Genomic DNA, 12,747 nt, shown 5'->3' on the forward strand with positions numbered 1-12,747 from the left:
TGCATCGAGAACCATCGTGTCCGCCTCTTCAGAACGCTTCACCCCCGCCCTCGGCCTCGGCAATCCGCACCTGCAAACCTTGTGGGGGCCGCTGTGGCGCAAAACCGTGCATATCGAACGTGAACGCGAACGCCTGTGGCTTGAGGATGGCGACTTTCTCGACCTCGACTGGCACGGCCCGCATACCGCCGATGCGCCACTGGTGCTGGTGCTGCATGGGCTGACCGGCTCGTCCAATTCGCCTTATGTAGCAGGTATCCAAAAGGCCTTGGCCGATCAAGGCTGGGCCAGTGTCGCGCTGAACTGGCGCGGCTGCTCGGGCGAACCGAATCTGCTGCCGCGCAGCTACCACTCCGGTGCCAGCGAAGACCTCGCTGAAACCATCAGGCACCTGCGCGCCAAGCGACCACTGGCACCGTTGTATGCCGTCGGCTACTCCCTCGGCGGTAACGTGCTGCTCAAACATCTTGGGGAAACCGGCAGCGCCAGTGGCGTACTCGGCGCGGTGGCGGTGTCGGTGCCGTTTCGCCTTGATCAATGCGCCGACCGTATCGGTCAGGGATTTTCCAAGGTCTATCAGGCGCACTTCATGCGCGAGATGGTCGCCTACATCAAGAACAAGCAACGGCAGTTCCAGCATGACGGACGCGAGGATGGCCTCGCGGCACTGGCAGCGCTTGGCTCACTGGACAACATGCGTACGTTCTGGGATTTCGATGGCCGGGTGACGGCGCCGCTACATGGTTTCAACGATGCCGAGGATTACTACCGGCGCGCATCGAGCCGCTATTTCCTCGGCGAGATTCGCACCCCGACCCTGATCATTCAGGCGGCAGACGATCCATTCGTATTCCCGCACAGCTTGCCCCAGGCTGATGAACTGTCGGCCTCAACCGCATTTGAGTTGCAGCCACGCGGCGGGCACGTCGGTTTCGTCGACGGCTCAGTGCGCCAACCCGGCTACTACCTCGAACGCCGCATCCCGCAATGGCTGGCCAGCTTGCCCGCATGAGTGATCAGGGCGAGTCGATCCGCTTCTGGCAAACCGCGGCGCTGGCCGGGGTCGAATTGTTGTCGGCGCGCTACATCGAGCAGCGTTTTGCCCCGCATGTGCACGACGGCTTCGTGATCGGCATGATCATGGCCGGTGCCCAGCGCTATCGCTATCGCGGCGCCGAACATCTGGCCGGCAGCGGCACACTGGTGTTGATCAATCCGGACGAATTGCACACCGGGCATAAAGGCACTGAGGATGGCTGGCTGTATCGGGCGTTTTATCCCGACACCTCGCAAATCGTTTCATTGCTGGATGAGCTGGAGTTGTCCACCACCAACCTGCCGGCGTTCGGCGCCACGCTGTATCGCGATGCGGATCTGGTCAACGGCTTTGCGCAGTTGCACCGCCTGCTCGAAAGCCCGGCCACCGCACTGCAACAGCAAACGGTGTGGCGCGAAATGATGTTGTTGCTGTTGCAGCGCCATGCGGCAGTGGCGGTGCCCGGTCGAGCCGGCAAAGAACACCGCGCGGTGCTGTTGGGCAAAGAACTGCTGCACGCGCAACTGGCAGCGCCACCGTCACTGGAGGAACTGGCGGCGGCGGTCAATCTGTCGCCCTTCCATTTCGCCCGCGTGTTCCGCCGCGCCACCGGCATGCCGCCGCACACTTGGCTGATGCAGCAGCGCATCGCCCAGGCGCGCGCACTTCTGCAACACGGCTGCCTGCCCGTGGAGGTCGCCACGCAACTGGGTTTTGCCGATCAGAGCCATTTGAGCCGGCAGTTCAAGCAGGCTTATGGTGTTGGGCCCGCCGCTTACCGTAGCGCCCGACAGCTTCCTTCAGACAACGAATAACCAATGTGGGAGCGAGCCTGCTCGCGAAAGCGGTTGTTCATTCAACATTAATGTCGACTGATCCGACGCCTTCGCGAGCAGGCTCGCTCCCACAGGTATTGGTTATTCGCCGGTGGCGATACCGCGCGAAGGCTGGTTGATCCACTCGCTCCACGACCCGGCATACAACGAACCCAACGGATAACCCGCCAGACACAACGCAAACAGGTTGTGACACGCCGTCACGCCAGAACCGCAATAGGCAACCAGATCCTCTGGCGAACGTTCACCGATCTTGGCGGCAAAACGCTGTTTGAGCTGTTCCGCTGACAGGAATAGCCCATCGCTGCCGAGGTTGTCGGTGAACGCCGCGCATTGCGCACCGGGAATGTGCCCGGCCACCGAATCGATCGGTTCCACTTCACCCTTGAAGCGCGGTAGGGCGCGGGCATCGATCAAGGTCAACCCAGATTGGCCAAGACGCTTTTGCAATTTTTCGGCGCTGATCAGCAAGCTCATGTCCGGTTGACCACTGAAGTTGCCACGCGCAACCGTCGACGCATCCAGACTCAGCGGCAACCCCGCCGCGTGCCACGCCTTGAGCCCGCCATCCAGAATGAACACACGGTCACGCTTGCCCAGCCACGCCAGCAACCACCACGCCCGCGCGGCATAGGCACCGGGGCCGTCGTCATACAGAACCACTTCGCTGTCATTGTTGATGCCCCAGGCTTGCAGACGCTCGATCAACGCCGCCGGCTCGGGCAATGGATGACGACCGGTCACGCCTTTGACCACGGTGCCGCTGAGGTCACGCTCAAGGTCGGCGAAGCTCGCCCCGTCAATGTGCCCCTCGGCATAGCTGCGCTGACCGTAGTCCGGGTCTTCGAGGGCAAAACGACAATCGAGAATCACCAGCCCCGGCTGCGCCTTGCGGGCATCCAGTGCTTGGGGGCTGATCAGTTGCGCAATCGGCATAGCGAGCTCCTGAGGAATTTCAACAGAACGGTTTATTTCACGTCTTCAAGGGCTTGGGCCAGCGGTACGTAGAACTCCTCGAACAACGCATTGACCTCATCACGCGCCTGTTCAGTGACAAACCCGGCTTCCAGCACCAGCACCTGGTACACGCCACGTTTAATGGCCTGCTCACTGAGGTGGTTGGAGTTTTCGCGGGTGGTGCACAGGAAGCGCACCCACGACGTCAGGATGATCCAGGCATTGAGGGTCAGGGATTCGATCTGCACGCGATCCATGTCGAGGATCCCGGCGGCGACAAAACCTTCGTAGATCGCCGCGCCCTGAATCACGCAGCGCTGGGAAAAGCGCCGATAACGGGCGGCCAGCTCCGGGTCGCTGTCGAGCAGATGCTCCAGATCGCGGTGCAGAAAGCGGTAGCGCCACATCGCCGAGAGCAATTCCTTGAGATAGAAACGCTTGTCCTCGACCGTCGCCGCACGCCCCTGCGGCGGGCGCAGAAAGCTGTCCACGAGGCTTTCGTACTCACTGAACAACACGGCGATGATCGCCTGCTTGTTGGGGAAGTGGTAGTACAGATTGCCCGGAGAAATCTCCATGTGAGCGGCAATGTGATTGGTGCTGATGCTGCGCTCGCCCTGCTGATTGAACAGCTCAAGGCTGTTCAGCACGATACGCTCGCTGGTTTTTATTCGTGGGGCCATGGCTTGAGCTTTAATTCAGAGTGCGTTGGGGGGCATCTTACGACCTAACCGGAAATGGATAAAACAATGCTGTGCAAGGAAGTCATTTGACTTTCTAGAGCATAGACTCTAAAAAGTTCATCACTACAATAAATCCGGAGCAGACCATGACTGCCGACATTGCCTACCTGCAAACGCTGCAACAACCGCTGGCCGAGCTGGACCGGTTGTTCGCGGCGCAGCGGGCCGCGTATGCCGCGAACCCAATGCCGCCCGCCGCCCAGCGCCAGCAATGGCTGAAAGCGTTGAGCGATTTGCTGAGCAATGAACGCCAGGCACTGATCGAGGCGATCAGCGCCGATTTCAGTCATCGCAGCGCCGATGAAACCCTGCTCGCCGAGTTGATGCCGAGCCTGCACGGCATTCACTACGCCAGCCGCCATCTCAAAGGCTGGATGAAAGCTTCGCGGCGCAAGGTCGGCATGGCGTTCCAGCCTGCTTCGGCAAAAGTGGTCTATCAGCCACTCGGCGTGGTCGGCGTCATCGTGCCGTGGAATTACCCGTTGTATCTGGCCGTCGGCCCACTGGTCGGCGCCTTGGCGGCGGGCAATCGAGTGATGCTCAAACTCAGCGAGTCAACCCCCGCCACCGGCTTGCTGATGAAAGAGTTGCTGGCGCGAATTTTCCCTGAAGACCTGGTCTGCGTGGTGCTCGGTGAAGCCGACATCGGCGTGGCATTTTCCCGTTTGCGCTTCGATCACTTGCTGTTCACCGGCGCCACCAGCATCGGCAAACACGTGATGCGCGCCGCCGCCGAAAACCTGACCCCGGTGACACTGGAACTGGGCGGCAAATCGCCGGCCATCGTCTCCCGCGACGTACCGCTCAAGGATGCCGCCGAGCGCATCGCCTTCGGCAAAACCCTCAACGCCGGGCAGACCTGCGTTGCCCCGGATTACGTGCTGGTGCCGGAAGATCGGGTCGGCGGCTTCGTCGAAGCCTATCGCCAGGCCGTGCAGGGTTTTTATCCGACGCTCACCGACAACCCGGACTACACGGCGATCATCAACGAACGCCAACTGGCGCGACTCAACGGCTACGTCAGCGACGCCACCAGCAAGGGCGCGCTGTTGATTCCGCTGTTCGAGCAGGGCCAGGGCCGACGCATGCCGCACAGTGTGCTGCTGAATGTCAGCGACGACATGACCGTCATGCAGGACGAAATCTTCGGCCCGCTGCTGCCAATCGTGCCGTATCAGGATCTGGAGCAGGCATTTGCTTACATCAATAAGCGGCCACGTCCTCTGGCTCTTTACTACTTTGGCTACGACAAACGCGAACAAAACCGTGTGCTGCACGAAACCCATTCCGGCGGCGTCTGCCTGAACGACACGCTGCTGCATGTGGCTCAGGACGATATGCCCTTTGGCGGCGTCGGCCCTTCCGGCATGGGCCACTACCACGGTCACGAAGGCTTTCTGACCTTCAGCAAAGCCAAAGGCGTGCTGATTAAACAGCGCTTCAACGCAGCCCGACTGATTTACCCGCCCTACGGCACATCGATTCAGAAACTGATCCAGAAGCTGTTCATTCGCTAAACCTTCGTCACCGCCGGGTAATAAAAATAATGCACCCAAGCCTGACCGAAACACCCGCACTGTCCCGCCGGGGCCTGCTGAAGTTCAGCCTCGGCGCCACGGCGTTTCTCGCCACCGCCGGACTCGGCGCCAGCCTCAGCGGCTGCTCGTCGAGCGCCGCGGCCAACGGTTTTGTCTCGTTGCGTGACGGCGATCTGCTGTTTCTGCGCGCACTGATCCCGGTGATGCTCGACGGCGCCGTAGCGGCCGAGAAACTGCCAAGCGCTGTTGAAGGCACGCTCAAGTCGCTGGACTACAGCCTCGATCACCTGTCGCCGGAGATGCTCAAGCTCACCCGGCAACTGTTCGACGTCCTCGGCATGGCGGTGACGCGCGGGCCACTCACCGGGGTCTGGGGCAGTTGGGAAAACGCCAGTGCCGAAACCATGCGCCACTTCCTTGATCGTTGGGAAAACAGCTCGTTGAGCCTGCTGCGCATGGGGCATAGCTCGTTGCAGCAGATGGTGATGATGGCCTGGTACACCCGCGCAGAATCCTGGGCGCATTGCGGCTATCCCGGCCCGCCTTCGGTCTGAGACCGAGTCGCACCTATCGCGAGCAGGCTCGCTCCCACAGCGGAATGCATTTCAAATGTGGGAGCGAGCCTGCTCGCGAAGAGGTCGGCCGCCACACCGCCGCATCCAAAAATAATAAAGAGAACCTGATCGATGCCCGTACCCGACCCGTTCCGCGAAGGCCTCGCCCGAGGCTGGAAAACCTACAACGGCGCACAACTGAGCGACGACCTGACCCTGGAAGCCGACGTGGCAATCATCGGCAGCGGCGCCGGCGGCGGCACCACCGCCGAAATCCTCAGCGCTGCCGGCTACAAAGTCCTGCTGATCGAAGAAGGCCCGCTGAAAACCAGTTCCGACTTCAAAATGCTTGAAGACCAGGCCTACAGCAGCCTCTATCAGGAAGGCATCGGCCGCATGAGCAAGGATGGCGCAATCACCATCCTGCAAGGACGCGCGGTCGGCGGCACCACGCTGATCAACTGGACTTCGAGTTTTCGCACCCCAGAGCCGACTCTGGAACACTGGGCCAAGGAACACAACGTCAAAGGCCACAGCCCCGCCGAGATGGCGCCGTGGTTCGAGAAAATGGAACAACGTCTCGGCGTCGCGCCGTGGATGGTCCCGCCCAATGCCAACAACGATGTGATCCGCAAAGGCTGCGAACAACTCGGTTACAGCTGGCATGTGATCCCGCGCAACGTGCGTGGCTGCTGGAACCTCGGTTATTGCGGCATGGGCTGCCCGACCAACGCCAAACAATCGATGATGGTCACGACCATTCCGGCAACGCTGGAAAAGGGCGGCGAACTGCTTTATCTGGCCCGCGCGGAGAAGCTGTCGATCAGCGGCGACAAAGTCACTGGACTGCAATGTGTGGCGATGGATGAGCGCTGTGTTGAACCGACCGGGCGCAAGATCAGCGTCAAGGCGCGGCATTACGTGCTCGCCGGCGGCGGCATCAACAGCCCGGCGCTGTTGCTGCGATCGGACGCCCCGGACCCGCACAAACGCTTGGGCAAACGGACTTTCCTGCATCCTGTGAACATGTCCGCCGCGCGTTTCGACGACGTTATCAACCCGTTTTACGGGGCGCCGCAGTCGATCTATTCGGACCATTTCCAGTGGAAGGACGGCACCACCGGGCCGATGGCCTTCAAACTTGAAGTACCGCCGCTGCACCCGGCACTGGCGGCCACCCTGCTCGGCGGCTTTGGCGAGGAAAGCGCGCAACACATGGCTGATCTGCCACACACCCACGCCATGCTGGCCTTGCTGCGTGACGGTTTTCACCCGGACAGCACGGGCGGTGCAGTCGAATTACGTGGCGATGGTTCGCCGGTGCTCGACTATCAGGTTTCGCCCTACGCCTGGGAAGGCCTGCGCCGCGCCTTTCATGTCATGGCCGAAATCCAGTTTGCCGGCGGCGCGAAATCGGTGATGCCGATGCACGCCGACGCCCGTTACGTAAAGACCCTGGCTGAGGCACGCACGCTGATCGATGGTTTGAGCCTTGAGTTGTATCGCACGCGACTCGGCAGCGCTCACGTCATGGGCGGTTGCGCGATGGGCGAAGACCCGAAAAGCGCGGTCACCGACAGTCTCGGCCGGCATCATCAACTGGCTAATCTGTCGATTCACGACGGCTCGTTGTTCCCCACCAGCATCGGCGCCAACCCGCAGCTGTCGGTGTATGGCCTGACCGCGCAACTGGCGACTTCCCTCGCCGATCGGCTGAGAAACCCGTGAAAAAACCGATTATTCGCGTCGTCTATAGTGCTTTCTTACCCAACAGGCGACTTGGCCGACCGGGACGGCTGCGATACCATCCGACTCCCCAACGGACTCCCGCCAGGACGACGCGATGAACCGAGTGTTGTACCCAGGTACCTTCGACCCTATTACCAAGGGCCATGGCGATCTGGTCGAACGCGCCTCGCGCCTGTTCGACCACGTGATCATTGCAGTCGCCGCCAGCCCGAAGAAAAACCCGCTGTTCCCGCTGGAACAACGGGTCGAACTGGCTCGCGAGGTGACCAAACATCTGCCGAACGTGGAAGTGGTCGGCTTCTCGACACTGCTCGCGCATTTCGCTAAAGAGCAGAACGCCAATGTGTTCCTGCGTGGTCTGCGCGCGGTGTCGGACTTCGAATACGAATTCCAGCTGGCCAACATGAACCGCCAGTTGGCACCGGATGTGGAGAGCCTGTTTCTCACCCCGTCCGAGCGTTATTCGTTCATTTCGTCGACACTGGTGCGGGAAATTGCTGCGCTGGGCGGCGATATCAGCAAGTTCGTCCACCCCGCCGTGGCTGACGCGCTGACCCTGCGCTTCAAGAAGTAACGACCGTTCAAACGGCGCCCGCGTGCACTGCGGGCGCCAATGCGGCACAATTGCGCGCATTGATTTATTGCGCCCGGGCCTGCCGCCCCGGCTGGAGTTAGCATGTCCCTGATCATCACCGACGATTGCATCAATTGCGACGTCTGCGAACCCGAGTGCCCGAACGCCGCCATTTCCCAAGGCGAAGAGATCTACGTGATCGACCCGAACCTGTGCACCCAGTGCGTCGGCCACTACGACGAACCGCAATGCCAGCAGGTTTGCCCGGTGGATTGCATTCCGCTGGACGAGGCGCATCCGGAGACTGAAGAGCAGTTGATGGAGAAGTACCGCCTGATCACCGGCAAGGCCTGATCCGCCGGATTTGTAGCGCTCTTTCGGGCCTCTTCGCGAGCAAGCTCGCTCCCACATTTGAAATGCGTTCCAATGTGGGAGCGAGCTTGCTCGCGAAAGGGCCATCAGCAGCAGCGCAAACCCCTGATCAGCTCACTCACGCTGCTCAAACCCCTCCCCGATACACCCCAGGCACCGCACAAACGCCGCTTTCGCCGGATCGACCACCAGCGCCTGCCCCGCATCGCCAACCCCGCCACCCAGCGCGGTAAACGGCAACGACACGACAAACGCCCCCGCACCGATCACCGTCGCCACCACCAATAAAGGTCGGGCAATCAGCAAATCGCCAAGCATGGCGTAGGCCGGTGGATTCTGGATGGTGTAGCGTGGGTCACCGCTGCCGTTTTCCGCGGCTTTAACAGCCAGACTGGAACACAGCAGCAGCGCAACAAAGAGGACTTGCAAGGACTTCATGGCACGATCCTTCGAGCTGAACAGTGAGACAACTCACTATAGACCGTAGGACTTTTTCAGCTTTTTGCCTCAGCTCTGACAGCGCGGGCAGAACACACTGGCCCGTTGCCCCAGCTTCACTTCACGCAAACCGGTGCCGCAGACCTTGCAGTGTTCACCGCCACGGCCATAGACAAACAGTTCCTGTTGGAAGTACCCCGGCTGGCCGTCACCACCAATGAAGTCACGCAACGTCGTCCCGCCACGCTCGATGGCGGCGGCGAGGATGCGTTTGATCTCGATCGCCAGCTTCAGATAGCGCCCCCGGGAAATGCCCCCGGCTTCACGACGCGGATCGATTCCGGCGGCAAACAAAGCTTCGGTCGCGTAAATATTGCCGACCCCGACCACCACTGCGTTGTCCATGATGAACGGCTTGACCGCCATCGACCGCCCGCGCGACAGCTGAAACAAGCGCTCGCCATCGAACAGATCGGTCAGTGGCTCCGGGCCCAGGCGAATCAGCAGTTCATGATTGAGCGGATCGTTGCTCCACAACATCGCGCCGAACCGTCGCGGATCGGTGTAGCGCAGCGCCAGCCCCGACTCCAGCTCGATATCGACATGTTCATGCTTGAGCGCCGGCAGCCCGACCTCAACCAGACGCAAATTGCCCGACATGCCCAAATGACTGATCAACGTACCGACCTCGGCGTTGATCAACAGGTACTTGGCGCGGCGCTCGACCAGCACGATGCGCTGCCCCGACAGGCGTACATCGAGGTCTTCGGGGATCGGCCAGCGCAACCGCCGGTCCCGCACGATCACCCGACTGACACGCTGGCCTTCCAGGTGCGGGGCAATCCCGCGACGGGTTGTTTCGACTTCCGGCAACTCAGGCATGGTGTCCTCGAATCAATGCGCGCCGAGGTCGCGGATCGTTTGTTTGAGGGTTTCGAAGTCGTAATCCGACAGCCCTACATAGTCGAGTACCAGCGGCCCGACGGCGTTCCATTCGAAATCTTCGGTCTGGTTGCCCAGCACGCGATACGAAGCGCAAATGTGCTCGGCCATCTTCAGGATCGCCAGCAGATTTTTCAGTTGGCTGTTGCGCGACGACTCATCGTTGAAGATTGCCAAGGCGTTGTGGTGATTGGCGATCGCCGCGCTGACATGCTCCGGCAGGCGCCAGGACTTGGCGGTGTAGTAGCCAACCACTGCGTGGTTGGTGTTGAACTCGCTGTTCTCGGTGTCGACCACCCGGCATTCGGTGCTGGCATTGGCGTAAGCCTTTTCCAGCACCGTCATGTAATTGGGGAACCGTTGCAGCATCAACGGCACGCCGCAATCGTGGAACAGACCCAAAGCGTAAGCCTCGTCACCCGCCTGAGTGCCGACACGCTTGGCCAGCGTCAGGCAGGTCATCGCCACGTCCTGAGCGGTGTCCCAGAAACGGTTGAGGGTGACGATGGTGTCGTCGTTCATCTCGCCCTTGATCGACTGCGCGTTGATCAGGTTGATGATCGAACGGCTGCCCAACAGGTTCACCGCGCGCTGGATCGAGGTGATCTTGTTGCTCAGGCCGTAGTACGGCGAGTTGACGATTTTCAGCAGCGAACCGGACAGACCGGGATCCTGGGCGATCAGCTTGGCGATCACCTCCAGGTCGGGGTCGGGCATGTACTGCTCCATTTGCAGATCCACCATGATCTGCGGTTGCGCCGGCACACTGATGCCTTGCAGCGATTGTTGAATCTGTTCGGTGGTCAGCTCTTGGGACATAAGTACACACTCAGGGACAGGCGGCGATTCTAACCGCTGAAACCGCAGGGCGACACACCGATGGGCATATCGGAGGAACTTTCATTCAAGCTCAGGCTTCGGATTTTGTAAGGCCCGATGGACAGTTTCTGTCTGGCGCGGCAACAAATTCCCACAGACTCAGGAGCTTATCGATGTCCACTTCCCTCAACGGCAAGCGCGTCGCTTTTTTGGTAACCGATGGTTTCGAACAGGTTGAATTGACAGGTCCCAAGCAGGCTTTGGAGCAGGCTGGCGCGCAGGTCGACATCCTCTCCGCCGAGCCCGGCAAGGTCAAAGGCTGGAACCACGACAAACCGGCAGACGATTTCACGGTCGACCAGACTTTCCAGAGCGCCAGCAGTGAGCAGTACGACGCGATCGTCCTGCCGGGCGGCGTGCAGAACTCCGACACCATCCGCATTGATCAGGATGCCCAGCACCTGGTCAAGACCGGCGCTTCTGCCGGCAAACCGATTGCGGTGATCTGCCATGGCGGCTGGTTGCTGATCTCGGCGGGGCTGGTCAACGGCAAGACCATGACCAGTTACACGACGCTCAAGGATGATCTGATCAATGCCGGGGCCAATTGGGTCGATAAAGAAGTGGTCAAGGACGGTCACCTGATCAGCAGCCGGCAGCCGGATGATATTCCGGCGTTCAACAAGGAGTTGATCAACGCACTGTCGGCGTAGCATTGGGGACCGCATTCGCGAGCAGGCTCGCTCCCACATTGATCTTGTATCGGTCACAAGCCCTTTGTGGGAGCGAGCCTGCTCGCGAAGGGACCATCAGCGTTTCATCGCTCATCAAACCCGACACAAGTCGCAACACGCTATACTCCCGCTCTTTTTTCCGGAGCGACGTCATGTCCCTGCCTAGCTTGCGCCTCAAAGCCAACGCCGACCGTCGCCTGCGCGCCGGTCACCTGTGGGTCTACAGCAACGAAATCGACGTAGCCGCCACCCCTTTGCATGGCTTCCAGGCCGGCGATCAAGCCATCCTCGAAGCTGCCGGCGGCAAACCGCTGGGCATCGTGGCGATGAGCCCGAACAACCTGATTTGCGCTCGCCTGCTGTCGCGCGACATCAAAGTGCAACTGGACAAATCGCTGCTGGTGCACCGCCTGAACGTGGCCCTGTCGCTGCGCGAACGCCTGTTCGACAAGCCGTTCTATCGTCTGGTCTACGGTGATTCCGACCTGCTGCCAGGCCTGGTCGTCGACCGTTTCGGCGACATCCTCGTCGTACAGATCGCTTCGGCCACCATGGAAGCGCATAAAGATGACGTGATCGCCGCACTGACCCAAGTGCTCAAGCCAAGCGGCATCCTGTTCAAGAACGACTCCGCCGCACGCGACGCCGAAGGCCTCAACCGCTACGTCGAAACCGTGTTCGGCCTGGTGCCGGAGTGGGTGGCGCTGGAAGAGAACGGTGTGAAGTTCGAAGCGCCGGTCATTCAGGGCCAGAAAACCGGGTGGTTCTATGACCACCGCATGAACCGCGCTCGCCTGGCCCCTTATGCCAAAGGCAAACGCGTCCTCGACCTCTATAGCTACATCGGCGGCTGGGGCGTGCAGGCTGCTGCGTTCGGCGCCAGCGAAGTGTTCTGCGTCGATGCTTCGGCCTTCGCCCTCGACGGCGTCGAGCGCAACGCAGCGCTGAACGGTTTCGCCGACAAGATGACCTGCATCGAAGGCGACGTTTTCGAAGCCCTGAAAGAACTGAAAGCCAGCGAAGAGCGCTTCGACGTGATCGTTGCCGACCCGCCGGCGTTCATCAAGCGCAAGAAAGACATGAAAAACGGCGAAGGCGCCTACCGTCGCCTGAACGAGCAAGCCATGCGCCTGCTCAACAAGGACGGCATCCTGGTCAGCGCATCGTGCTCGATGCACTTGCCGGAAGATGACCTGCAGAACATCCTGCTGACCAGCGCCCGTCACCTGGATCGCAACATCCAGCTGCTGGAACGTGGTGGCCAAGGTCCGGATCACCCGGTGCACCCGGCCATCGCTGAAACCCGCTACATCAAGAGCATCACCTGCCGCCTGCTGCCCAACAGCTGATCCTGCGGATGACGGGGAGCCAGCAGGCTCCCCGTTTGCTGTACGCCTGGCCCTGGCAGTCATTCCGCGCCTGTTGATCCTTCCGACGTTTACGACTTCCTACACT

The 12,747-nt window shown here is 60.8% G+C and carries 14 protein-coding genes; 9 read left to right on the forward strand and 5 right to left on the reverse strand.

Going from position 1 to position 12,747, the window contains the following annotated elements:
* The first annotated feature begins 16 nt into the window (after positions 1-16).
* Both GTU76_RS16175 and GTU76_RS16180 read left to right on the forward strand, forming a co-directional pair.
* Positions 17-1,012 carry a hydrolase gene (locus GTU76_RS16175; protein ID WP_180699055.1) on the forward strand — a complete coding sequence of 332 codons (996 nt, stop codon included), beginning with the start codon at positions 17-19 and terminating at the stop codon, positions 1,010-1,012.
* The gene (locus tag GTU76_RS16180; RefSeq protein ID WP_180699084.1) at positions 1,009-1,851 is read left to right on the forward strand and encodes an AraC family transcriptional regulator; all 843 of its coding nucleotides are present in this window, start codon (positions 1,009-1,011) and stop codon (positions 1,849-1,851) included. The genes GTU76_RS16175 and GTU76_RS16180 overlap by 4 nt, the downstream gene beginning before the upstream one ends.
* A gap of 102 nt (positions 1,852-1,953) precedes the next feature.
* Here the strand turns inward: GTU76_RS16180 and GTU76_RS16185 are convergent, their stop codons facing one another.
* Both GTU76_RS16185 and GTU76_RS16190 read right to left on the reverse strand, forming a co-directional pair.
* Entirely contained in the window at positions 1,954-2,808 is an 855-nt protein-coding gene (locus GTU76_RS16185) for a sulfurtransferase (protein ID WP_180699056.1), read from the reverse strand.
* A 32-nt stretch (positions 2,809-2,840) separates the two neighbouring features.
* Entirely contained in the window at positions 2,841-3,512 is a 672-nt protein-coding gene (locus GTU76_RS16190; protein WP_007913599.1) for a TetR/AcrR family transcriptional regulator, read from the reverse strand.
* Positions 3,513-3,640: 128 nt separating this feature from the next.
* Here GTU76_RS16190 and GTU76_RS16195 point away from each other — a divergent pair, with 128 nt between their 5' ends.
* The 5 genes from GTU76_RS16195 to GTU76_RS16215 all read left to right on the forward strand — a co-directional run bounded on the left by GTU76_RS16195 (position 3,641) and on the right by GTU76_RS16215 (position 8,341).
* Entirely contained in the window at positions 3,641-5,089 is a 1,449-nt protein-coding gene (locus tag GTU76_RS16195; protein WP_343057531.1) for a coniferyl aldehyde dehydrogenase, read from the forward strand.
* A 29-nt stretch (positions 5,090-5,118) separates the two neighbouring features.
* Positions 5,119-5,664: a twin-arginine translocation pathway signal protein gene (locus GTU76_RS16200; RefSeq protein WP_180699058.1), complete on the forward strand. Its 546-nt coding sequence runs from the start codon at positions 5,119-5,121 to the stop codon at positions 5,662-5,664.
* A 132-nt stretch (positions 5,665-5,796) separates the two neighbouring features.
* Positions 5,797-7,392: a GMC family oxidoreductase gene (locus tag GTU76_RS16205; protein WP_180699059.1), complete on the forward strand. Its 1,596-nt coding sequence runs from the start codon at positions 5,797-5,799 to the stop codon at positions 7,390-7,392.
* 115 nt (positions 7,393-7,507) lie between these two features.
* Positions 7,508-7,987 carry a pantetheine-phosphate adenylyltransferase gene (gene coaD, locus GTU76_RS16210; RefSeq protein WP_003229157.1) on the forward strand — a complete coding sequence of 160 codons (480 nt, stop codon included), beginning with the start codon at positions 7,508-7,510 and terminating at the stop codon, positions 7,985-7,987.
* Positions 7,988-8,089: 102 nt separating this feature from the next.
* Complete coding sequence (locus GTU76_RS16215; RefSeq protein WP_003213796.1) at positions 8,090-8,341, forward strand: YfhL family 4Fe-4S dicluster ferredoxin; 252 nt, start codon at positions 8,090-8,092, stop codon at positions 8,339-8,341.
* Between the two features lie 132 nt (positions 8,342-8,473).
* Here GTU76_RS16215 and GTU76_RS16220 read toward each other — a convergent pair whose 3' ends face one another.
* From GTU76_RS16220 to GTU76_RS16230, 3 genes are all read right to left on the reverse strand, one after another.
* Entirely contained in the window at positions 8,474-8,797 is a 324-nt protein-coding gene (locus tag GTU76_RS16220) for a multidrug transporter (RefSeq protein WP_180699060.1), read from the reverse strand.
* Positions 8,798-8,866: 69 nt separating this feature from the next.
* The gene (mutM, locus tag GTU76_RS16225) at positions 8,867-9,679 is read right to left on the reverse strand and encodes a bifunctional DNA-formamidopyrimidine glycosylase/DNA-(apurinic or apyrimidinic site) lyase (protein ID WP_007913582.1); all 813 of its coding nucleotides are present in this window, start codon (positions 9,677-9,679) and stop codon (positions 8,867-8,869) included.
* A gap of 12 nt (positions 9,680-9,691) precedes the next feature.
* A complete protein-coding gene (locus GTU76_RS16230) occupies positions 9,692-10,504 on the reverse strand; it encodes an HDOD domain-containing protein (protein WP_175555746.1) in 813 nt (270 codons plus the stop codon).
* 227 nt (positions 10,505-10,731) lie between these two features.
* On the opposite strand from GTU76_RS16230, the gene GTU76_RS16235 reads away from it, so the two are divergent.
* Positions 10,732-11,271 (forward strand): type 1 glutamine amidotransferase domain-containing protein, encoded by a 540-nt coding sequence (locus GTU76_RS16235; protein WP_016983221.1) that lies wholly within the window; start codon positions 10,732-10,734, stop codon positions 11,269-11,271.
* Between the two features lie 173 nt (positions 11,272-11,444).
* Positions 11,445-12,641 carry a class I SAM-dependent rRNA methyltransferase gene (locus GTU76_RS16240; RefSeq protein ID WP_016983220.1) on the forward strand — a complete coding sequence of 399 codons (1,197 nt, stop codon included), beginning with the start codon at positions 11,445-11,447 and terminating at the stop codon, positions 12,639-12,641.
* Positions 12,642-12,747 lie beyond the last annotated feature (106 nt).

The sequence above is a fragment of the Pseudomonas crudilactis genome, from assembly GCF_013433315.1.
Classification (GTDB): domain Bacteria; phylum Pseudomonadota; class Gammaproteobacteria; order Pseudomonadales; family Pseudomonadaceae; genus Aquipseudomonas; species Aquipseudomonas crudilactis.

What these genes read in the sequence shown, in the direction of transcription:
- GTU76_RS16180 (WP_180699084.1), top strand. Translation starts at nt 1,009, where the DNA reads ATGAGTGATCAGGGCGAGTCGATCCGCTTCTGGCAAACCGCGGCGCTG.
- GTU76_RS16185 (WP_180699056.1), bottom strand. Translation starts at nt 2,808, where the DNA reads ATGCCGATTGCGCAACTGATCAGCCCCCAAGCACTGGATGCCCGCAAG.
- GTU76_RS16190 (WP_007913599.1), bottom strand. Translation starts at nt 3,512, where the DNA reads ATGGCCCCACGAATAAAAACCAGCGAGCGTATCGTGCTGAACAGCCTT.
- GTU76_RS16200 (WP_180699058.1), top strand. Translation starts at nt 5,119, where the DNA reads ATGCACCCAAGCCTGACCGAAACACCCGCACTGTCCCGCCGGGGCCTG.
- GTU76_RS16205 (WP_180699059.1), top strand. Translation starts at nt 5,797, where the DNA reads ATGCCCGTACCCGACCCGTTCCGCGAAGGCCTCGCCCGAGGCTGGAAA.
- coaD (WP_003229157.1), top strand. Translation starts at nt 7,508, where the DNA reads ATGAACCGAGTGTTGTACCCAGGTACCTTCGACCCTATTACCAAGGGC.
- GTU76_RS16215 (WP_003213796.1), top strand. Translation starts at nt 8,090, where the DNA reads ATGTCCCTGATCATCACCGACGATTGCATCAATTGCGACGTCTGCGAA.
- GTU76_RS16220 (WP_180699060.1), bottom strand. Translation starts at nt 8,797, where the DNA reads ATGAAGTCCTTGCAAGTCCTCTTTGTTGCGCTGCTGCTGTGTTCCAGT.
- mutM (WP_007913582.1), bottom strand. Translation starts at nt 9,679, where the DNA reads ATGCCTGAGTTGCCGGAAGTCGAAACAACCCGTCGCGGGATTGCCCCG.
- GTU76_RS16235 (WP_016983221.1), top strand. Translation starts at nt 10,732, where the DNA reads ATGTCCACTTCCCTCAACGGCAAGCGCGTCGCTTTTTTGGTAACCGAT.
- GTU76_RS16240 (WP_016983220.1), top strand. Translation starts at nt 11,445, where the DNA reads ATGTCCCTGCCTAGCTTGCGCCTCAAAGCCAACGCCGACCGTCGCCTG.